This is a genomic window from Reyranella sp. CPCC 100927, from assembly GCF_007859315.1.
Taxonomy (GTDB): Bacteria; Pseudomonadota; Alphaproteobacteria; order Reyranellales; family Reyranellaceae; genus Vineibacter.
In genome coordinates, this window is the sequence record NZ_VOHA01000028.1 from 1 (window position 1) to 20,894 (window position 20,894).

The window sequence follows — 20,894 nt, forward strand, 5'->3', positions numbered from 1 at the left end:
CCGGCGCTGCCGCCGGAGCCCGGGTTGCTCCCGCCGCTGCCGCCGTTGGCGCCGGCGGCGCCGCCACCGCCACCGGACTCGGCGACCGGGGCATCGGTGCCGGGTTGTCCTTGCGTGCCGCCCGGGGCGCTGGTGGCGCGGTTGTTGAGACCGCCGTGGCCACCACCATCAGCCAGGGCCAGCGAAGCGGCGAGGGAGACGGCGATCAGCGCGGTGGAGCCGGCGAGGGCCTGGCGCCAGTGGTGATAGCCGCGGGTCATGGCGAACGCTCCCGAAAATGCACCGAACTTTGGGCTGCACTTTACGAGAGCGCCTGGCGCCAACCGGTCACGGATCCAAAACAGATTCGCCGGTGGGACAAAAAAATCTGACGGGTCGTCGGGTGAGGGTGTCGCAGCAGGCAAGCGATGCCCGAGGAGGAGCGCCTCGCGCGCCTGCTGCAGCGACCCTCACCCGGCGCAGACGCGCCGACCTCCGTGGGGTGAGGTCAACAGCGCATCCAGCGACGTCGCGCGCGATAGCCGCACCGGGCCATTGCGCTTATCGCCCGTCGGTGACGTGCTCAGGGTTGACGGGACAGCGCGCCACCGTCACCCAGCATACGCCCCGTCCCCACGCGATCCTGATACGGATGCATCACCGATCCGCGGTGCTCCGATTTTTTCACGCATTCCTGGGAGCGCGGGCGTCCCGCCCGCTCATGTCAGGCGAAAGCCTGGCTTGCCTTGATGCGGGCGGGACGCCCGCGCTCCCAGGGCTTACCGGCCTCGTGTCGCTGCCGGTGGGTCGAGCTTGGCGTGCAGGCGGCGCCGGCGCAGCACGGTGGCGGGATCGTCGGGGGTCTGTTCGGCCAGCAGGGCCGCGCCCTCGCGGGCGAGCGTCTCGGCGATGCGGTCCCGTTCGGCCGCGATGGCCGCGAGGGGCACGCCGGGCAGGAACGGTCCGTCGTAGAAGTGCAGGGCGGTATCGAAGGCGTCGAGCCGGGGCGTCGTGCTGCGCGTGGTGTCCTGCAGGCGGTCCAACGCCGCGCGCAGCCGGCCGAGGTCCGTGCGCACGATGGCCGCATCGAGCCAGATCCGGTCGTCGGCATAACGGATGGCATCGCCCGACAGCAGTTTGCGCAGGCGATAGACCGTCGTCCGCAGGGTCAGGATGGCGCGATCGCCGTCGAGATCGGGCCACAGATGGTCGGCGAGCTCGGCCTGCGCCAGGCCGTCGGCGCCGGCCGCCACCAGATGCCACAGCATCTCCAGCGGCTTGCGTTGCGCCTTGCCGCCGCCGGTCATGGCGCGGCGGCCGTCGATCGTGACGCCGAAGCCGCCCAGCGTCTTGATCTCGATCGCGTAGGGCCACAGTGCGTGCGGCGCCTCGCCAGCCGGCGGCGGCAGGCGCCACAACGCGATCAGGCGACGCGTCGCGTCGGCATCGACGCCGTCGTGTAGCGCCTGATTGGCGAGCCGTGCCAGCAGCGGGCCGTTCATGCCGGCGATGCGGCGTTGTCCCAGCGCCAGCGCCGCCTGCGCGGTCTTCACCCAGGCCGGCGCGAACGCGTCGTGCCGGCCCTGGGCATGGGCGAGCAGCGCGTCGGCCATGTCGGCATTCAGCCGGAACGTGGCGTTGTGGGTCTGTGCCGCCACCGCGCGGATCCGCTCGGCATGTTCCGTGGCTGCCGCGTCGCCCTTGGCCGCCAGCGCCATCGCCAGCAGCCTGTCCTGTTGAGCGATTTGGTGCGCGCCGCCATAGGTCTCGGCATAGGCACGCGCCTGCCGGGCTTCGGCGATGGCGGTGTCGTTGTCGCCGGCGCACAGCGCCATCAGGGCCGGCAGGTGATGCGCGGCGATGAAATCGGACTGGCGCCAGGGCGGCGTGCGGGCCGAGAACCGCTGCAGCATCTCCTGCGCCGCGGCGCGCTCGCCGGCATCGGCGTGGGCCAGGACGTTGATCCAGTACACATCCGACAGCCGGTAGGAGACGCCCCATTTCTCCGCGAACGTCGTTGCTTCGCTGGTCAGCCGTTCGACGGCGTCACCGTCGCCGTCACGATAGGCGCAGGAGATCGCACCGTAATGCCAGACCATGACGGCCAGCGGCGGCATGTCGACGCGATGCGCCAGCGGGTTCAGCTTGTCGCAGTACGTGCGCGCGGCGCGCACGTCGCCGCGCCACCACACCAGGTAGTTGACATAGGCGCTGCCGAGGATGAGTTGCTGCGCCGCTGGCAATGCCGGCAGCAGCGTCTCGATCAGCGTGCAGGTCGCGAGAATGTCGGGATGCGTTGGCCAGCCGAACATCAGCGCCATGGCGCGCGCGATCGTGAGTCGCGCCCGGATGGTGAGCGGCAGTCGGTCCGTGGCGATCGGATGGCGATCGAGTTCGGCGACGAGGTCGGGCAGGCTGCGATGTTCGGACCAGTTGACGAGGGACGACTGCAGTTCGCCGCTGATCGCGAGCGCGAACTCGGCCGGCTGCGTGCGTGGATCGCTGTTCATGCGAACGTCGCGCAGCATCTCGCGCGCCACGCCGGGCTCGAAGGGCAGGCGGGCATGCGCTTCCCAACTGCGCAGCATCGCTTCGCCACGAACCGGCGCCGGCAGTGCGGTCGCGATATCGATGAATTCCCGGTTGCGGCCGGAATGCGTCAGCACCGGCGCTTGCTCCAGCGCCAGCGTGCGGGCGCGATCGACGGCGCCGGCTTCCACCAGCAGGCGCACGGCCGAGCGATAGTCCTGCCGTGCCGTCAGCACGTCGGCGGCCGCGATCCGCGCCCGGTTCAGGGCGTCTGATGGCAGCGTCTGGACGGCGACGTAGATCAGGTTGCCATGGAAAAGATCGTGCTTGCGCAGGTCACCGTTGACGCGCCGCGAAACCAGGCCGGTGCTCGCCGCGAGATGGTTCAGCAACGCGACCGCGCCATCGCCGCCCAGGGCGCGCCATTCCGTTTCGCTGCCGCCCTGGAGAAAGGCGATCTTCAGCAACACGTCGCGCTCCGTCGTCGGAAAGCGCGCGACGGTCGTGCTGGCGGCCGGACCGCTGCCGGTGTCGGCCATGGTGCGCAGGGACGGTCGTTGCGGTGGCGCCGCCAGTTCGGAAATCCAGCCGCCGGTGTGCTGCACCTTGTCGCGAAACGCCTCGAACGTCAGCGCATCGCCGATCTTAGGGGTGCGGGCGAAATCCTCGAACTCGTCGAGGTGCACGCGCAGGTCGCTGATCTGCGTCAGCCGCTTGCCCGGCGTGATGGCTTTCACGGGCTCGGGCGCATCGAGCCGTGACAGGAAGACGATGCGGTCGGCAGCCTTCTGGGCCGCCATCAGGGCCTGCAGCAGCACCCAGGTGGTCGACGTTTCCGGCAGCCGATGGACATCGTCGAAGGCGAACAGCCACGGTTCACGCGCGCGGCCGCGCAGCTCCTTGAACCAGCGTTGGGCGAAGGACGACAACTCGACGGTGGCTTCCGGGGTCAGCCGCGGCAGACGATCGGCGTCCGGGCCCTGCGCGACGATGCCGCGCAGGCGCGCCAGGAAGCCGACAGGATCGTGATCGCCGTCGTCCATCCCGTACCAGAGCGTCTGCGCATGGGGTACGACCGCCCGGCGCGCCTCGATCCAGCTGGCGGCCAGCGACGATTTGCCGGCGCCCGGCGGTGCCGCGATCCAGACCACGCTGCGCGCGGGCGCTGCATCCAGGATCTTGAACAGCCGCGTGCGCGCGACCAGCCCTTCGGTGACCGGTGCTTCGGCCTTGCTGTCGAGGACCGGCGGCGCAGCGCGGGTGGGCGACGGCAATGTCGTACTTCTGGCAACGCTTTGCATGTTATTGCGTAAACGCGAAATTTCTGATGTCACCCCAAGCGAGGTCGTCATACTGACGCCGCTGCATCGACCTCACAAGATACGACGATCAGCGTTTCTCCGAACGCCTGTCGCGGGTGGTCCGGGGCATGTCGACCGGCAGGATGCCGCCCAGCAGCAGGAACAGCGGCGGACATGCGACGCCGACGAGGAAGACGATCTCGGTCGCGTCGATGAACCACCGCGGCCGGGTCGGGATCGTATAGGGAAAACCATCCGGCTTCAGGTAGAGGACGCAGACGGCGGCGCCGCTGGCGATCAGGGCCGCCTTGGCCACTCGGCCGAAGAGTCTCGTGCCACCATGACGCTGGCGGACGATCCACAAGGCGCCCAGGAAATAGATGGCGGCGAGGATCAGGAAGGCAACGTTGGGGAAGGGGATCGCGCCGGTGCGGCGCGCGAAGAACACGCCCGCGCCTACCAACAGCCAGAGCAACACATACGAACCATAGGGACCTCGCGGCACGTCACGCTCCTGTCTCACGCATCCCTGATACACCTGTCATCCCGAGCGCAGCGAGGGATCTTCTGCAAGTGACGCACGGGTGCGCCCGCATCGAAAGATCCCTCGCTAGGCTCGGGATGACGACGCTGAGCCACACTCTAGCGATAGTCCGCTCTAACCGTAGACCATGATCCAGTTGGGGTAGCTGTTCGATGCGTCGCCGATCGGCCTGTCGTCCGTCACCCGAAACCCCAGGCGCTCATAGAACGTCACGTTCTGCCGCTTCTGCGTCGTGAGCGAGGCGGGATGGCCTGAGGGATCCACGACCTGTTCGAGTTGTTGCCGCAGCACCCGGCTCCCCAGGCCCGTGCCCTGGTAGGCCGGCTTGACCACCATGTTGTTCAGGAACCAGCTCTGGCGGCCCTCCAGCCCCGCGGCACGACGCTTCTCGAGTTCCTCGATGGACTGCACCATCCGCTGGAAGGCTGCTTCGCCGTGCCGCGCCGCCATATCGAAAAAGCCGAACTGTGCGAGTTCTTCGCGGCTCGCCCTGGGTGAGCCCGGCGCGTGCCAGAACCCCATGGCGGCGATGTCGCCGCGGGCATCCTTCTCGGCGAAACTGCGACCGATCGCGAGTTGCGCGCCCAGGTTCATGTCCATCAACCACCGCAGCTGCTCGCGGCGGCTCGCGACATCGGGGTAGATGAACGTGTGCCCCGGGTTGTCGAAGAAAACCTCGGTCAGCAGATCCGCGGCAGCCGCGCGGTCGAGCGCCGTGAGGACAGTGGTCGTGAAAGGTCGATCGTCCGTCATGGCATCATCCTGCTCTCAGGGATCGGTGAGCGCAAACGACGCCACGAAACGCCCGGCATCGGCTGATGTCTCCGTGCCGGGCGGTCCGCTGTACATCACCTGATAGAACCTGTCGCGTTTCAGGACCGCGAGCATCAGGACAACCGCGTTGTCGGCGTCGATGATCCAGCGGCGCGCCGGGGCGCCGCTGACGTGCAGGCGCTCCTCGTCGCGCAACGTGCCCTGGAATCCACGCAGCACGGCTTGACGCGCGGCGTCCATGCCGGCCTCGGGCAGGACGGTGCCGAACGCGCTGACCTGGTGCATCGTCATGAAGAGGCGTTGATCGATTTCGACAAAGGCCACGTATTGCGTTGCGATGCTGGGGCCCTGCGTCTGGCGCTGGGGTGAGCCGGGGAACTCGATCCGGTAACCCGCGCCTTGCGGCTGGTAACGCGTCCATTGCTGAGCGGACACCGGGCTGAAAATCCCGGATACGCCCAGCAGCAACAGCAGGACTGAAGCGACACGGCCGATCATGCGCTCGCGCTAGCGAAAGAGCTTGGTCACATGGTCGGCGCCCATGCCGATCTTCTCGTAGTGGGCGCGGCACAGGCCGATGTAGTCGTGGACATCGAAATGGCCGTTCACGTTGCCGTCCTCGTCCAGCCACATCAGCGGGCCGCTCACGATGAAAAACACCCGCATCGGGTCGGGATGGTCATAGGCCACCAGCGTGTGGCTTTCACCCGGCGTTTCGTAGACGAAGTCGCCGGCGGTCGCCGTCCAGTCGTGCTCCAGGTATCCCCACTTGCCGGAGATCGTGTAGGCGAAGACCTGATGCGGATGGTAATGGCGGTTTACCAGGCCGGCCTTTTTGGCCAGCAGGATATCGCACCATCTGTTCTGCGTCGGCGAGATCCACAGCGGGCGCGAGGATACCGTCTCGGTGAACGGCACGTAGTAGCGATCGTCATCGATCGCCGCGTTGGGAATGTGAACCTCAGGCAACACACCGGGCTTGAACGGGTTTCCGATCGGTTTGATGTCACGCCAGAATTCGGTTGTGGCGGCTTCAGGCATCCAATCCTCCCTCGACGATTGATCCCATGAGCCTACAAGCCGCGATCGACCGGTTCAATTTGGGCGTGCCATGAGGCAAAGCGCTTCAGGATGACAATTGCGGCCTGATGGCCATCAATGGGAAGCCGTGCGCAAATTCATTAGATTGCGAATTATATGAGCTTGTATGATTTTTGCGACCATGGCACACACGACGTATCGCCCGATGCAAGCGATGAGCGCGTCGGCGCGGGAATCCCTCCCTCCTCGGGCCGGCCTTACGCCCCAACGGTCCCCCCGTTTCAGTAAGGCCGGCCCCCATTTTTGGTCGAGCCGAACCGGCCGCTGTAATGCACGCTGGATGAACGCCTGGCCGTCACGGGCGTGAGCGTGCTGCGGGCGGAGGCGGCGTTCTGCATCGATATGTGATGTTGCGGCTTTTGTTTCCGCGGCTTTCACGCCATCAGCCACCGGAAAGCGCGTCGGATGAAGGCCCGGCCGTCCGCGGTCACGGGCGTGCCATGCGCCAGCAGCACCTTGTCGGCGGGCCAGGAGAGGATGCGCGCGAGACAGGCGCGGGCGGCGCGGCGGTTGATGAAGGCGGCGCGGAACTTGCGGGGCACGGATGGTTCGGCGCCCAGCATCAGGTCCCACGTTGCCACGACCGCGCGCCAGCCCGAAAACCAATCGGCAGGCAGTTGCTGGATCAGGTCGGTGAAGATCACGGTGCCGCTCTTGCGATGAAAGAACACCACCTCCTGCGTTATGGCGTTGCCGTGCACCACCACATGGTCGATGTCCTCGCACCAATCGGGACTGGGCGCGTCGGTGAGATCGGCGTCGAAGGCGATATCCTTGCGCTTCTGGCGCAACCCGGGCGCGGCGTGGAGGCGCGCACGGGGATAGGCGTGCTTCCAGTCGGCGATGAACACGTGATGCAGTGTGTTGGGCGCCACGATGTGGCGGACCTCTCCCAGCGCATCGACCGCAGCCCGAAGCGCGTCCGTCAATCCCACGGGCGACCAGACGAGGAGACCGCCACCGGACAACCGGATGACGGCCATGCGGGTCGGATAGTGGAACCCCAGCGCCGCCACGACATTGGAACCGTCCGCCGTCCAGATCGCCTCGCCGAATGCCGTCAACATGAGGCCCACCCGAGTACTGCGAGAGCGGATCGCGGCGCACGGACTGAAGCGGCGCACGGTCGGGCGGACAGACGCTGGATGCGCGCCACGCTATGGCGCGCCTTGGTTTGGACAAACACGCGACGGCTACTCCTGTCGCTGCATGCTACCACCATCCTGAGCCTGGCGAAGGGATTTGGCACATGACGCCCTCGCCCTCAGCACGCGATCGAACTGCCTTGGCCAACTTCCTGACGTTAGAACTTGTAAGTGAGATTGCCCTTGAAGGCGTGGTCGCGAGCACCCGACGCGAGGACACCGGAATAGCCGGCGCCGACGGTGAAGGCCTTGCCGACCTTGAGATCGAAGCCGGCCTCGACGACGACGGCGTTGCGGGCGATGGGCGTGCCCTCGACGCCGAACGACGTACCGCCGGCGAAGGCGAGCCGCGCCGCCGGCGTGACGTCGCCGAAGGCGTGGCGCCAGCCCAGCGTGCCGCGCAGCGTCAGGGTCTTGTTGTCCTCGTTCCACACCTGTGCGGCGGCGCGGATGCCCAGCGTGGAGAAGAGGTTGCTGTCGGAGCCGGTGCGGGTGCGGAGCGCGGCGATGCCGCCACGCTCGCCGAAGCGGTTGGTGCTGAGATGCACCCAGGCGAGGTTGGCGAAGGGCTCGAGCGCGACGTCGCCGAGTGCCAGCGTATAGCCGACATCGCCGAAGACCTGCGTGGTGCGCGCCTTGTAGTCGGCGCGTGCCGCGTCGGCGAGGCCGGGGAAGGTGATGCTGCGGCTGCTGTCGATGCTGTGCCAGGTGTGCGACGCGCCGAGACGGACGCCGACGGGTCCGAACTGTGCGCCGCCATAGAGGGCGAGGTGGTAGCTGTCGATGGTGGCGCGCGAGGAGCGGCCGTCGACGTCAACGGTGCTGCGGCTGTAGCCGGTGGCGATGCCAACGGTCCAGGTGTCGGCGATCCTGGTGTCGGCACCGATGAAGAAGCCGCCGGTCGTGCGTTTCGCGGTGGCGGCGTTGCCGTCACCTGACGTGCGGGCGATGGCGCCGAAGCCCTGGAACCAAGCGGTGACGGCGGTGCCGTCCTGCGGCCGCTGGCGCTGGTCGGTGGCCTGGGCGAGCGCGGCGAACTGCGGCCCGGCGGCGGTCGATGTGCCGGAGAGTCGGGTGCGAGCGACGACGGCGTCGCGCAGATAGTGGCTGTCCTCGATCAGGGCGCTCCTGGTCGAGGCGTGGATCTCGCCGGAGAGCGCGTTGAAGGCCCGCTGCGCCACCGCGGCGTCGGGCAGGCTGGCGATGGCGTCGTAGAGCCGGTTGCCGCCGCCCAGGCTCTCGACGCCGCGGGCGGCGGCGCACTGGTTGCGCGAGGCGGCGACGTCGCAGAAGCCGGTGCTGTTGCGGGTGACGTCGAGGAAGACGCTGGAGGGGCCGTACGCCAGCGCCAGGTCGACGAAGGGCAGGTTCTGGGTCAGGCCGGCGAAGGTGCCGCTGACACCGGCATCGGCGGTCAGGATGATATAGCGGGTGCCGGCGGTATAGGCGCCGGCGGCCTTGACGACGGAGACGGTGCCGCCGTTGAGTGTCGCGGTACCGGTGGCGTGCAGGCGGTCGCCGGCGCCGCCGGGTTCGATCTCGACAGCGTAGGTCGAACCGGCGGCGAAGCTGACGTTGCCGGCGACGTTGAGCGTGCCGATGGAATTGCCGGGCGCCACCGTGCTGCCGCTGCCCGCGATCACGCCGCCCACCGTGCCGCTGCCGCCCAGCATGCCGCCCGTCACGGAGACGATGCCGCCGAGCTTGCCGTCGACGCGCAGGATACCGCCGTCGACCGCCGTGCTGCCCGTGAAGGCGCTGCTGTCGGCGCTCAGCACCGTCGTGCCGGCGACGTGGCGGATCGTGCCGGTGCCGGTGATCGCCGGCGCGAAGCTGGCGTCGCCGGTGTGGTTGAACACCAGCGTGCCGGTCCCGGCACCGAAGGTGAGCGTCGGCGCCTGCAGCGTGCCGGGGGCGGCGGCCGGATCGCCGGCGCCGGCGCCGATATTGATCGTACCGGTGCCGCCGGCACCGTCACCGTCGCCGCCGGCATCCGGTCGGCCGACACCGATCCCGGCGTTGGCGTTGATCTTGGCGCCGTCGGTGATCGTCAAGACGCCTTTGCCGCCCACGCCGACGGTGAGCGCCTCGCTGCTGGTCCAGGTCGAACCAGCGCCGCTCACCACGACCGTGCCGCTCGACCCGGCCTGGGCGCCGACGAAGCCGACCGCGTTGCTGACCGCGCCGCCGTTCTCGATGCGCAGGGTGCCGGTGCCGCGGTTGCCGACGACCAGAAGGCTGTTGGTCCAGCTCGATCCGGCGCCGTTCACCGTGACCGTTCCATTGGCGCCGGCGGCATGGCCGACATAGCCGATCATCGTACTGACCGCGCCGCCGGTCTCGACGCGCAACGTGCCGGTGCCGAGGTCGCCGACAAAGAGGTTGCCGCTGTTCGTCCAGGTCGAACCGGCGCCACTCACGATGACGCCGCCGTTCGCGCCGGTCTCGCGGCCAACGATGCCGGACAGGCTGTTGACCGACCCGCCGGTGTCGATGCGCAGCGCGCCGGCGCCGAGGTCGCCGGCGGTGATGGTGGCGTTGGTGAGGGTGCCGCTGACCACCAGCAGCCCACCGTCGATCGCTGTCCGTTCGTAGGTGCTGGCGCCGGTCAGGACCAACGTGCCGGCGCCGACCTTCAGCAAGCTGTCGCCGCTGCCGCCGACCAGCGGCGTGGCGATGGTGGCCGTGACGCCGCCATCGACGGTGATCGTGCTGGCGACGCCGGTGGCCGGCGACAGCGCCAGGCTGCCGCCGCCGAGCGTATAGCCGTTGGCGGAGAACTGCAGGGTGTCGAAGGCCTGCGTGCCGGCGACGGTGACGGCGCCGCCGGCAGCGCCGGCGAACACCGCGACCGAGCCGCCCCAGTTGCTGTTGGTGGCGGCCTGGCCCGGCTGGCCGGTCCAGTTGGTGCCCTCGGCGCTCCACGTGCCGGCGCCGCCGTCCACCACACCGTTGCCGGCGGTGTCGGCGCCGTCCCAGAACTGCAGGGCTTGGCGGTCGCCCACGACGGCCAGGTTGACCTGGCCCCCGATGTCGGTCTGCACCTGGTGGCTGGTGACGGCAAAGCCGCGCGTGCCGGTGACGGCGGTGCTGGCGAACGCACCCGTCAAGGTGCCGCCGTAGGTGAACAGCGTGTAGTAGCCGGCGGCGGCGGTGCGCGCATCGAGCGCGCCGCCCAGGATGAGGTTGCCGGCGACGGCGACCAGGTCGTTGCCGGTGACGGGATCGCTGCCGCCGGCGACGCCCGGCGTGTTCAACTCGAAGCGTGATGTCGCCGCGCCACCGAGGCTCAAACTGCCCACGGTCAAGGTGCCGGGGCTGGCGCCGGCCGACAGGGTGCCGTCGGCGATGGTGACGGTGCCGGCAACGGTACCGCTGCCGCCCAGCGTGCCGCCGGTAGTAACGGCAACGGCACCGCCGAGTTTGCCGTCGACGCGCAACGTGCCGCCGGAGAGGAAGGTGCTGCCGGTGAAGGCGCTGCTGTCGGCATTCAGCACCGTCGAGCCGGCGAGGTGGCTGATCGTGCCTTTGCCAAGGATCGCCGGCGCGAAGGCATAGCCCGTGCCGGTATGGTTGAAGGCCAGCGCGCCGGTCCCGTCCCCGAACGTGAGCGACGGGGCCTGCAGCGTGCCGGGAGCGTCGGCCGGATCGCCGGCACCGGCCCCGATGGTGATTGTACCGGTGCTGCCGGCCCGCAGGCCAACAAAGGTGCCGGCGTTGACCTTGGCACTATCGGTGATCGTCACAACGCCAGTGCCAAAATTGCCAACGACGAGAACGCCGTTGGTCCAGGTCGAGCCGGCACCGTTCACCCTGACAGTGCCACTCGACCCGGTTGAATCGCCAACCAATGCGGTGAAGCTGCTCACCGTGCCGCCGTTTTCGATGCGTAGCGTGCCGGTACCGTTGCCTCCGATGGTGAGACGGTCGCTGCTGGTCCAGGTCGACCCAGCACCGCTCACGCTGACGGTGCCGTTCGACAGGACCTCTTTGCCAACAGAACCGGATCTGTTGACGACCGAGCCACCGGTCTCGATGTTCAGAGTACCGGTGCCCCTGCCGCCGACGGTGAAATCGCCACTGTTGGTCCAGGTCGAGACGGCGCCGCTCACCGTAGCAGTGCCGTTCGACCCTCCCTCACCGCCGACGGCACCCGCCCCGCTAATGACAGCGCCGCCGTTCTCGATCCGCAAGGTCCCAACGCCGGCCAACCCGACACTCAAGGCGCCGCTGTTGGTCCAGGTCGAGCCGGCGCCACTCACGCTGACGACGCCGCGGCCCTGAGTTCTGGTCCCGCTGATAATCGCGACGCTAGCCCCGATGATGCCGATCGTATTGCTGACTGTACCGCCGTTTTCGATGCGCAGAGTGCCGTTGCCGAACGCGCCAACAGTTAGACCGCCGCTGTTGGTCCAAGTCGAATCGGCGCCACTCACAGTGACGGCGCCGCTACCCTGAACTCCAATCCCGCCGACAGGCTCGACGCTAGCCCCGATGCGACCGATCGCATTGCTGACTGTGCCACCGTTGGCGATGTGCAGGGTCCCGATGCCCTTGTCACCAATGATGAGATTGTTGCTGTTGGTCCAGGTCGAACCGGCCCCGATTACCGTCACCACGCCGACGGCCCCGGCGCTGCTCTCGCCGATGGTGCCTGTGGTGTTGCTGACTGTACCGCCGGTCTCGATGCGCAGGGTGCCGGTGCCCTTGTCACCGATGGTGAGATCGATGGTGTTGGTCCAGGTCGAGCCGGCGCCGCTCACCGTAGCGGTGCCGCTCGCCCCGGCAGCGGAGCCAACGGAACTGGAGCTACTGCTGACCGACCCACCGTTCTCGATGCGCAAGGCGCCGGTGCCGAGGAGGCCAACAAACAGATCTCCACTGTTGCTCCAGGTTGAGCCGGCACCGCTCACTGTGACGGTGCCGACACCACTGAAGGGTATGGGGTTGGCCTGCAGGAGCCCGCCGCCAACGAAGCCGATCGTATTGCTGACTTTTCCGCCGCTCTCGATGCGCAAGGTTCCCGTGCCTTCGAGGCCGATGATAACATTGCCGCTGTTCGTCCAGGTCGAGTCGACCCCGGTAACCGCCACCGTTCCTGTTGCGCCCGATCCAAAGCCGATTATTGCGATGCTGTCCTGGGCACCGACCCCGGTCAGGGAGAGTGTACCGCCGTCCTTAATCGTCAGCTGGCCGGTGCCGCTGTCGCCCACGACCAGGGTGGTTCCTCGGGCGCCCAGTGCGCCAATCACCGTCGGATGAGGGGTGACACGATCAAGGATGATGTTATCGGCCGCACTGGGCACGGCGCCCGTGCTCCAGTTGCCGGCAGTAAACCAGTCGTTCGACACTGCGCCGGTCCACTGGGTCTGGGCGTGCACGACGGGCGCCGCCAGAAGTGCCGTCGAAGCCAACAATGCGGCACGCCAATGGTTGTGCCTGCTTCGGGAGGTCATGCTCTTGTCTCCGCACGCCGGCAAACCACGGAGCCCTTGTCGCCGATGCAGTTCGTGCGACCACACGACAAGCTGCGGGCCGGTCGCGGCAACCTGTCTTGCCCGCACGCGGCGCGCGTCATTCATATGAATGATGTTGCAAGGGTGTTGTGGCGTGTGGTTTGCCGATCACCGATTGCGCCGGCGTGGCGCGGGATATGCGACGCGCGGCCGTAGGCTCCCGCGCGATTTCCGGTTGGGCGGCACAAGCGGCGGCACCGATCGGTCGTAGTCGTGCTCGACCAGCCGTTCGCGCAGCCACAGCAACAGCGGGTCGGCGTCGTGTCGGCGGTGCCAGGCGACGTGCACCGTGGCGCCTTCGATGGGTAACGGCAGGGGCAGGACGGCGACAGGGACGTTGGCGGCCAGGATGCGCGCCAAGCGTGCGGGGTATGCGGCGATCATGTCGCTGGCCGCGACCACGAAGGGCACCGGCAGGAAGTGTTGCAAGGTCAGCCCGATGCGGCGCTGTAATCCGCGGGCGGCGAGCGCTGCATCGACCGGCGCGGTGCCGCGGCCCTCGACCGATACCATGATGTGCGGGTAGGCCAGGAACCGCTTCAAGGTCAGCCCCTTGCGGGCGACGTCGTGCCCGCGCGCGACGAGGACGACCAGCTCTTCGCGAAAGAGCACGGCACTGCGCAGATCCGAGGTGTTGGCCATCATGGGCATGAGCCCGAGATCGACCTCGCCGGATTGCAAGGCGGTGACGACGTCGATGCGGTCCGAGGCCCGCACCCTCAGATCGATCCCGGGTGCCGCTCGGCGCAGGTGTGCGATGACATCCGGCAGGATCAGCAGATCCTGCATGTCCGCTGACGCCAACGTAACGGTGCGTCGCATCGACGCCGGATTAAAGGCGGCGTCTCGGTCGATCACGCGGCGCACTTCGCCCAGCGCCCGATGCAGCGGTTCGACCAGTGCCATCGCGCGTGCCGTCGGCACCATGCGGTCCGCGGTGCGCACCAGCAGCGGATCACCGAACAACGCGCGCAGCCGCGCCAGGGCCTTGCTCATCGCCGATTGGCTCAGGCCGATACGCGCGCCGGCACGCGTGACATTGCGTTCGGCGAGAAGGGCATCGAGGGCAACCAGCAGGTTGAGATCGACGGCAGCCAAAGTCTCCATGGACATGGACTCCATGGCAAAAAGTCATTTCTATCGTAGCGTGTAGAGCGGTATAGGCGTCTCATCCGTTTGGATGATGCCCGTCGACAAGGTTTTATGCTGCTCTCGTGCCGCGATGCCGCATCGATCTGCCATCCTCAATGCCATCGAGCATGGTCTCCGGCCGCTCTCGACGCCCGGCGGTTGGCATGGCGCCGCAGCGATGACGGCCTCCGCCGGCACGCGTTTCTCTTCGCGCCTGATCCGGTATGATCTGCCGGTCGGTTGCGCTCGGGCATTCGGCACCCGGCGGCTTGCGATTGACCTTCTTCGCGAAGATGACAACATCTCAACCGCTCGTGATGGTTGCCTTCGAAAGTTGCAAGAGAAGGCAAAAACAACCGCGTGAGTCAGCGCGCGGCCCACGTCGGTGCTTGGTTGGGGAACCAGGATGGGTGGCACGGATCTCACGAATCTCGTCGGGCTGATCTATGCGTCCGCTTACGATGTGGCGGCCGTGCCTGGCGTCATGTTGAAGGTGGCGGAAGCCTTCGGCGGGCAGAGCGCGGCCTATAGCGAAACCGACCGCAGGACAGGGAAGATCTGGAGAGCGGACGTCGGCCTGGACGAGGATTTCTATCGCAAGAACCGGGAGGCCTCCGAGCAAGTCAACGCACTGTTGCCGCCGTTCAAACGCCTGCCGGCAGGCGCGGTCGTCGTTGAGGAGACGGTCATGCCGCGCCGCGAGTTCCTGCACACGGCATTCTATCAGGAATGGTTCAGGCCACAGGACATCCACTGGACCATGGCCTGCAAGCTCGAGCACACCGATCGCGCGATGGCCGCGTTGACGGTCCGCCGTCATGGCCGGCGGTCGGCCGCTTTCAACGTTCAGTCGATGGATGCGATGCGCAGACTCGCGCCCCACCTGCGGGAGTCGATCAAGCTGCGTCATCGACTGCGCCAGGATCGGCTCGAACAGGGGCTCAACCGCGAAATTGTCGATCGCGCCGTCAGCGGACTGGCGATCGTCGATCAGGACGGTCACGCCGTCCTGCTCAATCCGGCCGCCGAGGCGTTCCTGGCGCGCGATGCCGGCCTGCGTCTGCGCTCGGGCCGGCTCGAGGCCGATGGAAAGGCCGGCACCCTGTTGCGGACCCGGATCCATCGCGCCACGACACGAGACAGGGCACCGGTGGGCGGATCGTTCGCGATCCACGGTGACGACGGCGCATTGCCGCTGATCGTCAGCGTTGTTCCGATGCGGGGCGACGATGCGCCGGGGAGCCAACAGCCGCGTCACGCCCTGGTCGTCATGGGTGACGCCGGCGCCGAGCTTGGTCCTGTACGCACGCAACTCGCCGAGATCTTTGGTTTGACGCCGAGCGAGGCCGCGGTGACGCTTGCCCTGTGCCGTGGTGATGACCTGCCGGCCATCTGCGCGACCCTGGGCATCTCCATGCCGACCGCGCGCACCCACCTGCAGCGCGCGTTTGCCAAGACCGGAACGCGTCGCCAGGCCGCGCTCGCCGCGCTCCTGCAGCGGAACTTCGGCCATTTTGATCTGACGTGACATGGCGGACGGCGTCGGCCGAGTCGCCTCGATCCGGGAGCGTCACGATGTCGATCGCTTTCAGTTCGTTGCGGCGGTTCGCGATGGCAACCGGTCTGATCGCACCGCTGGTACTGGGCATGCCGACGTCGCACGCCGAGGAAAAGGTGCTGCGTGCCGCCATGCACGCCGACCTGCGGGCGATCGATCCGATCTGGACGACGCAGAACATCGCCAACATCCACGGCATGCTGGTCTATGACACGCTGTTCGGCAACGATGCCAGCCTGCAGCCCAGGCCGCAGATGGTCGGCGCGGTCGACGTCAGTGCCGACAAGCTGGTCTACACCTTCGTCCTGCGCGACGGCCTGACGTTCAGCGACGGCTCTGCCGTCACGGCCAGGGACGTGATCGCCTCGCTGAGGCGCTGGGGCGCCAAGGACGGCGTCGGCATCCGCCTGTTCTCGTTCGTCGCCAGGCTCGAGGCAGTTGACGACAAGACGTTTCGCATGACGCTGACAAAGCCGTACGGGATGGTGCTGGAGTCGCTGGGCAAGGCCAACGTCTCCGTCGCCGTCATCATGCGCGAAAGGGAGGCGCAGACCGACCCGCAACAACAGGTCAAGGAGTCGATCGGCTCCGGCCCCTACATGTTCGTCAAGGACCTGTGGGTGCCGGGCAGCAAGGCGGTCTATGCCAGGAATCCGCACTACGTCCCGCGGCCGGGCAACGAGCCGCCGTCGTCCTTCGCCGGCAGCAAGATCGCCGGCGTCGACCGCATCGAGCTGGTGTGGATCGCCGACCAGCAGACGGCAATATCGGCACTGATCAACGGCGAGATCGATTTCTACGAGAGCCCCGGCATCGACTTCCTGCCGATCCTGGAAAGGAGCCCCGACGTCAAGCTGATGAAGACCGGCGACCTCGACAGCGCGCACGGCATGATCAGGCTGAACCACTTGCACCCGCCGTTCGACAACGTGAAGGCGCGGCAGGCGATGTACTACCTGATCAATCAGGAGGATTTCCTGCGCGCCGTGATTGGTGATCCCCGGTACTACCGAATCTGCCATGGCCTGATCACCTGCGGCGCGCCGCTGGCCAGCGACGGCGGCAGCCAATGGTTCAAGGAGTACAATCCCGGAAAGGCGCTGCGGCTGCTCCAGGAGGCCGGCTACAAAGGCGAGCCGATCACCATATTGGCCGCCACCGACAACAGCACGATCACGCCGGCCACGCAGGTGCTGATCCAGGCCATGCGCGAGGCCGGCATCACGCTCGATGTGCAGTCGATGGACTGGGGTTCGGTGGTGTCGCGGCGCGCCCGGCGAGAACCGCCGGCGCAGGGTGGCTGGCACATCTTCGTCTCGCAGGCGGGTGGTGTCGCCTCGGCCAACCCCGTGCTGCACACCTGGCTCGGTGCCGCGTGCGACAAAGGCCCGTTCGGCTGGCCCTGCGACGCGCAGATCGAGGCGCTGCGCAACAGCTTTGCCTTCGCGCGGACCGACGCGGAGAAGAAGCGCATCGCGCGCGACCTGCAGGTGCGGGCGATGGAGCAGGTCGTCTACATCCCGTTCGGTCAATGGACGACGCCGATCGCCTACCGCTCTGACCGCCTCCAGGGCATCGTGCCCAACACCGGCCTCGTCGTGCTGTGGGGCATCACGAAGAAGTAGCCGAAGCGGTTCGCCCATAGCGGTACGGCGATCGCATGTGAGCCAAGTCGGTACGGTCAGACGCTGGGGGCGCGCCACTCCGTGGCGCGTCATGGCTTGCTCTACCTGCTCGGTGTTCGGGCGCGAAGTGGCGTGCCCCCAGCGTGTGTTGCTCCGGCATGCGCCATCACCTGCAATCGCATATGGCGCGAATCTCTTCCTGAGGAGCGAGCGCAGTGAGCGTCTCGAAGGGTGGGCTACCACGCGAACGGTGCGATCACGGTTGGAACGAACCAGCGCGACTGTAGCCCATCCCTCGAGACGCGGCTGCGCGAGCTCCTCACGGGATGAGGTTGTGTGGTGCCATTGCCTGCTCGGGGCAGGGAGGAAATCCTCGTGAGGTCATTCATATGGATGACGAACGCGGCCTGACCCGCAGTTATCTGAACCGCCGCGAGGACGCCGCGGCCATACGGACCTGCGCCGGCGACGATTACTGCGACCGGCACTTCCAGAACGCGACGGACCAAGGAGGCATGACATGGCACCACAGGTCTTCAAGTTTGGTCGGGTGCTCGTCGTTGCTGCGATGGCGACGGCCTATTGCGGTCAGGTTGCAGCGGAGACTGATTGGTCCACCGATGCAATCGGCGGCGGCGGTGGCAACCGTGTCGCAGCGCGTTGCGATCCCGGTCAGTACCTGGTCGGCGTGAGCGGTCGGGTCGGTGACGACATGGATGCCATTGCCCCGATCTGCGCCAGGGCACCGTCAGGCGGTGCGCGATCCGACATCGTCCGCAAGGCCGGGTTCGGCGGATCCGGCGGAAACGCCAGGGAAATTCTATGCCCGGAGTCGGCACCGTTCGTTCGCAAGCTGGAGGTATATGCAGAAGGCGCAAGAACCGTTGTCGTGAACACGATCTATGCCGACTGCGGTCCATTGACGGGAGCCATGCCCAGGCCCGTCGCGGGATACAATGCCTCCTTGTCGATGGGCGGACCTCTGTATTCCAGCCCATCGCTTTTGCCCGTCATTATTCCGGGAAACTCCTCACGCGTCAGGTCCGCGGTGACATGCCCATCCCACATGATTCCTGTCGGCGTGCAGGGCCGGGCAGGCGCCATGGTCGATGCCCTGGGTTTGATCTGCGGTGAGATCGCTCCGGCGCCACCGGCGAAACCAAAGCTATTGTCCAAGGGGCTGGGGAAGCAACCTCTTCCGCCCCCAGAAGCACACGAGACGTGTGCCAAGGCCCATGACGCACGAAAGAAGCAGATGAGCGCCGAGTTGATCGCCGCACTGGAACAGCGATGCCGGAAGGCGGTCGCGGAGCAGCGTCAGCTACGTGAGCAGCAAGCCGACAAACCAAAGCTGTTGTCCAAGGGGCTAGGGAAGCAACCTCTTCCGCCCCCGGAAGCACACGAGACATGTGCGAAGGCCCATGCCGCGCGAGAGAAGCAGATGAGCGCCGGGCTGATCGCCGCACTGGAACAACAATGCCGCAAGGCCGTAGCGGAGCAGCGCTGAGGGTTTGGAGCTGGTCTTCGTTTCATTTAATCCGACGGCTCAAAGAAGTCTCAGACGCGTGATGCGCCAGGCGATGACGATGGTAAGGAATCGCCCGTCATTGCTTGCGTCACGCGGTGGAAAACCACTCCAGCCGTCGCGCCACCACCGGGTGAACTGAACGCCATGTCGTGACTTGTGCGCCGTCGGGTGCGACTGACGTAATCGGCATATGGCCGCAAGAAGGGCATCGAGGCAACCAGCAGGTTGAGATCGACGGCAGCCAATGTCTCCATGGACATGGGCTCCATGGCCAAAAGTCATTTCTGTCGCAGCGTGTAGAGCGGTATAGGCGTCTCATCTGTTTGGATGATGCCCGTCGACAAGGTTTTATGCTGCCCTCGTGCCGCCATGTCGCATCGATCCGCCATCCTCAGTGCCATCGAGCATATTCACCGGGCGCCCTTGATGCCTGACGGGTGGTCGCGGGCGCTGGCCGGGGTTACCGCGGTCACCGCCAGCGAGCAGGGGTTCCTCACCAGTTTCACGCCGGCGACGCGGACGGCCGCCTTGGTCGCCAGCCTGGAGGTGGTACCCGGACATACGGCTGCGTTGGTGTCGGGTGGCGCTGCGGGCCGATGGCCGAAATGGACCTATACGGCGTCCGTCGGCGAGCTCATGCAGAGCTCGGCCATGTGGAACGACAACGAATACACCCGCTCGGCGTTCTACAACGAAGCGATCCGGCCGATGGGCATCTTCTACGGCCTGGTGCTGCCGCTGCTGCGGACAGCGTCGCGCCATGTCTACCTGGCAACCGGCCGCCGTCATGGTCAGGACGACTATTCCGATGAGGACATCGCGGCGCATCGCCTTCTGGTCCCGCATCTGGAGACGGCGCTGCGCGTCAGTCAGCGTCTGGCGGCGGCCGATCTCAGCACCCGCAGTGCCGAGACGGCGCTCGACCATCTCGGCGTCGGTGTCATCCTGGTGGATGCGGCGGCGACCGTTCTGCTTGCCAACCGGATCGCCGACTCCCTTCTGGCCGCGCGCGACGGCTTGCGGCTGGGGGCCGACGATCGCGGCTTGCGGCAGGAACGGCGAGTCGCGTGTCGGCGGCAGCCCCGGCGGATCCGTCGACCTGCCGCGCGGCGGGGGACGATCGCCGTTGCGGGTGCTGGTGGCGCCGGTGCGATGGCCATCGCCTGAATTCGATCCGGGATGGGCGTTGGCGGTGCCGCCGGTTGCGCTGCTGCTGGTCAGCGACCTGGAGCAGCAGCGCCTTCGACGGCGGAACCATCTGCGGCAGCGCTTTGATCTGACTCCCACCGAGGCCGACGTGGTGCTGGAACTGGTCAGGGGCGACGGTCGCCAGGCGGCCGCGAGGCGCCTGGGCATCGCGCTGCCGACCTTGGCGACACACCTGCAGCGCGCCTTCGACAAGACCGACACGCGCCGCCAGGCTGAACTCGTCAACCTGATCCTGCGCTGCGTTCCCATGCATTGAAGGATGAGGTGACAGCGGATATCGAGCAACGGCGCGCGTCTAGCGGAACCATGGGCCGCGGTCCCACGATCAAGCAAATCATTCATCTGAATGACGACAGTGCCGATTGCCCATGGCACAGCGCGAGACACAGGACAGAGCAGGCCACGGTCGCCGGGAGATGCGCAATGGAACGGAGACCTGGACGGTGCGTCCGGCATGTCGCGCTGCCCACTTTGACGGCGCCGCTGACGATATCTGCCACGTGGGCGCGTTGGCCGTTGCGACGTCCTCCAACGGGTTCACGGGCAGCAAAGGCCGCTGCGGGATGGTCGCAGGCCTGGCAACGAGCGTCCTTGTCGATCACGGCCGCACTGACCTGGAGATGGTGACGTGCCACGCCGATCAGCAGCCGCTGACCAGATGTGGCACGAGTCCCACGAGATCGATCTGTTACGTCGGCGCTTTCGCCTGACGCCTGCCGAAGCGAAGGTCGCGCTCCAGCTGACCAAGGGGGACGGCCGCCTGGCGGTCGCCAACCGGCTTGGCATCACACTGGCGACAGTCAGCACGCACCTGCGCCACATCTTTGCGAAGACCGGCACACATCGCCAGGCAGAGCTTGTCGGTTTGCTGCTGCGCGCTCGGAAGCGGGTCGTGAAACCGGTGCCGGCATGGCCGGCGTAGCGCACAGTGACGTCGTTCAACCTGTGGCGCTT

The 20,894-nt window shown here is 67.1% G+C and carries 15 protein-coding genes and 1 pseudogene; 7 read left to right on the plus strand and 9 right to left on the minus strand.

Features of this window, described 5'->3' with window-relative positions; translation table 11 throughout:
• The 9 genes and pseudogenes from FQU96_RS36985 to FQU96_RS37030 all read right to left on the minus strand — a co-directional run.
• Positions 1-260, minus strand: a pseudogene (locus FQU96_RS36985) (hypothetical protein); the annotation flags it as partial.
• A 498-nt stretch (positions 261-758) separates the two neighbouring features.
• Positions 759-3,782 carry a hypothetical protein gene (locus tag FQU96_RS36990; RefSeq protein WP_146546446.1) on the minus strand — a complete coding sequence of 1,008 codons (3,024 nt, stop codon included), beginning with the start codon at positions 3,780-3,782 and terminating at the stop codon, positions 759-761.
• A gap of 115 nt (positions 3,783-3,897) precedes the next feature.
• Entirely contained in the window at positions 3,898-4,314 is a 417-nt protein-coding gene (locus FQU96_RS36995) for a hypothetical protein (protein WP_146546447.1), read from the minus strand.
• A gap of 153 nt (positions 4,315-4,467) precedes the next feature.
• A complete protein-coding gene (locus FQU96_RS37000) occupies positions 4,468-5,106 on the minus strand; it encodes an N-acetyltransferase (protein WP_146546448.1) in 639 nt (212 codons plus the stop codon).
• 15 nt (positions 5,107-5,121) lie between these two features.
• Positions 5,122-5,625, minus strand: coding sequence for a hypothetical protein (locus tag FQU96_RS37005; protein WP_146546449.1), 504 nt, complete (start codon positions 5,623-5,625; stop codon positions 5,122-5,124).
• Between the two features lie 9 nt (positions 5,626-5,634).
• Positions 5,635-6,168: a 2,4'-dihydroxyacetophenone dioxygenase family protein gene (locus FQU96_RS37010; RefSeq protein ID WP_146546450.1), complete on the minus strand. Its 534-nt coding sequence runs from the start codon at positions 6,166-6,168 to the stop codon at positions 5,635-5,637.
• A gap of 434 nt (positions 6,169-6,602) precedes the next feature.
• Positions 6,603-7,295, minus strand: a complete 693-nt coding sequence (locus tag FQU96_RS37020) for a DUF4336 domain-containing protein (RefSeq protein ID WP_146546451.1) — start codon at positions 7,293-7,295, stop codon at positions 6,603-6,605.
• A 236-nt stretch (positions 7,296-7,531) separates the two neighbouring features.
• A complete protein-coding gene (locus tag FQU96_RS43080; protein WP_178131010.1) occupies positions 7,532-12,829 on the minus strand; it encodes an autotransporter domain-containing protein in 5,298 nt (1,765 codons plus the stop codon).
• A gap of 168 nt (positions 12,830-12,997) precedes the next feature.
• A complete protein-coding gene (locus tag FQU96_RS37030; RefSeq protein ID WP_178131012.1) occupies positions 12,998-13,996 on the minus strand; it encodes a LysR family transcriptional regulator in 999 nt (332 codons plus the stop codon).
• 76 nt (positions 13,997-14,072) lie between these two features.
• Between FQU96_RS37030 and FQU96_RS37035 the strand changes: the two genes are divergently transcribed.
• The 7 genes from FQU96_RS37035 (at position 14,073) to FQU96_RS37065 (ending at position 20,862) form a co-directional block, all read left to right on the plus strand.
• Positions 14,073-14,384 (plus strand): hypothetical protein, encoded by a 312-nt coding sequence (locus FQU96_RS37035; protein ID WP_178131014.1) that lies wholly within the window; start codon positions 14,073-14,075, stop codon positions 14,382-14,384.
• A 42-nt stretch (positions 14,385-14,426) separates the two neighbouring features.
• Positions 14,427-15,548 (plus strand): helix-turn-helix transcriptional regulator, encoded by a 1,122-nt coding sequence (locus FQU96_RS37040; protein WP_146546455.1) that lies wholly within the window; start codon positions 14,427-14,429, stop codon positions 15,546-15,548.
• A 47-nt stretch (positions 15,549-15,595) separates the two neighbouring features.
• Entirely contained in the window at positions 15,596-17,203 is a 1,608-nt protein-coding gene (locus FQU96_RS37045; RefSeq protein WP_146546456.1) for an ABC transporter substrate-binding protein, read from the plus strand.
• A gap of 520 nt (positions 17,204-17,723) precedes the next feature.
• A complete protein-coding gene (locus FQU96_RS37050) occupies positions 17,724-18,710 on the plus strand; it encodes a hypothetical protein (protein WP_146546457.1) in 987 nt (328 codons plus the stop codon).
• Positions 18,711-19,157: 447 nt separating this feature from the next.
• On the plus strand, positions 19,158-19,898 hold the full coding sequence (locus tag FQU96_RS37055) for a hypothetical protein (protein ID WP_146546458.1): 741 nt from the start codon (positions 19,158-19,160) through the stop codon (positions 19,896-19,898).
• A complete protein-coding gene (locus tag FQU96_RS37060) occupies positions 19,879-20,196 on the plus strand; it encodes a helix-turn-helix transcriptional regulator (RefSeq protein WP_255468782.1) in 318 nt (105 codons plus the stop codon). Before FQU96_RS37055 ends, FQU96_RS37060 begins: the two co-directional genes overlap by 20 nt.
• Before the next feature lie 372 nt (positions 20,197-20,568).
• On the plus strand, positions 20,569-20,862 hold the full coding sequence (locus FQU96_RS37065) for a LuxR C-terminal-related transcriptional regulator (protein ID WP_255468783.1): 294 nt from the start codon (positions 20,569-20,571) through the stop codon (positions 20,860-20,862).
• Positions 20,863-20,894: the final 32 nt, after the last annotated feature.

Excerpts from the sequence above, each read along its gene's own strand:
- FQU96_RS37045 (WP_146546456.1), top strand. The coding sequence starts at position 15,596 with ATGTCGATCGCTTTCAGTTCGTTGCGGCGGTTCGCGATGGCAACCGGT.
- FQU96_RS37040 (WP_146546455.1), top strand. The coding sequence starts at position 14,427 with ATGGGTGGCACGGATCTCACGAATCTCGTCGGGCTGATCTATGCGTCC.
- FQU96_RS37000 (WP_146546448.1), bottom strand. The coding sequence starts at position 5,106 with ATGACGGACGATCGACCTTTCACGACCACTGTCCTCACGGCGCTCGAC.
- FQU96_RS37010 (WP_146546450.1), bottom strand. The coding sequence starts at position 6,168 with ATGCCTGAAGCCGCCACAACCGAATTCTGGCGTGACATCAAACCGATC.
- FQU96_RS37030 (WP_178131012.1), bottom strand. The coding sequence starts at position 13,996 with ATGGAGACTTTGGCTGCCGTCGATCTCAACCTGCTGGTTGCCCTCGAT.
- FQU96_RS37050 (WP_146546457.1), top strand. The coding sequence starts at position 17,724 with ATGGCACCACAGGTCTTCAAGTTTGGTCGGGTGCTCGTCGTTGCTGCG.
- FQU96_RS37055 (WP_146546458.1), top strand. The coding sequence starts at position 19,158 with ATGCCTGACGGGTGGTCGCGGGCGCTGGCCGGGGTTACCGCGGTCACC.
- FQU96_RS37005 (WP_146546449.1), bottom strand. The coding sequence starts at position 5,625 with ATGATCGGCCGTGTCGCTTCAGTCCTGCTGTTGCTGCTGGGCGTATCC.
- FQU96_RS43080 (WP_178131010.1), bottom strand. The coding sequence starts at position 12,829 with ATGACCTCCCGAAGCAGGCACAACCATTGGCGTGCCGCATTGTTGGCT.
- FQU96_RS37020 (WP_146546451.1), bottom strand. The coding sequence starts at position 7,295 with ATGTTGACGGCATTCGGCGAGGCGATCTGGACGGCGGACGGTTCCAAT.
- FQU96_RS37035 (WP_178131014.1), top strand. The coding sequence starts at position 14,073 with ATGCCCGTCGACAAGGTTTTATGCTGCTCTCGTGCCGCGATGCCGCAT.